Consider the following 430-nt stretch of genomic DNA (forward strand, 5'->3'; position numbering starts at 1 on the left):
GCAGGACACGCTGCGCAACCTCGCGACCAACCAGCTCGCGGCCAGCGGCCATGCGAGCGCGTCGACCGGCGCAGCGGTCAGCGCCTCCGCCGAAACCATGGTGCCACTGGCGGCGATGACGCACTACGCACCGGGCAAAACGCCGCTGGCCGTCAACCACCAGGGCAGCTTCGTCGCCAGCACGATCTCCTTCAACCTCGTGCCCGGTGCCTCGCTCAGCGAGGCGGTGGCAGGCATCCAGCAGACCATGGCGCAGATCGGCGCGCCGGCGGCTATCCACGGCGAGTTCCAGGGCACGGCGCAGGCCTTCCAGCAGTCGCTGGCCAACGAGCCGTTCCTGATCGCCACGGCGCTGCTCGCGATCTACATCGTGCTGGGCGTGCTGTACGAGAGCACGGTGCACCCGATCACCATCATGTCGACCCTGCCG

The 430-nt window shown here is 69.1% G+C and carries 1 protein-coding gene; it reads left to right on the top strand.

From position 1 onward, the window contains the following. A partial coding sequence (locus tag QZH66_RS18485) for an efflux RND transporter permease subunit (RefSeq protein ID WP_305807243.1) occupies window positions 1-430 on the top strand: 430 nt, incomplete at both ends.

It is taken from the genome of Stenotrophomonas sp. YIM B06876 (assembly GCF_030711595.1).
Lineage (GTDB): Bacteria > Pseudomonadota > Gammaproteobacteria > Xanthomonadales > Xanthomonadaceae > Stenotrophomonas.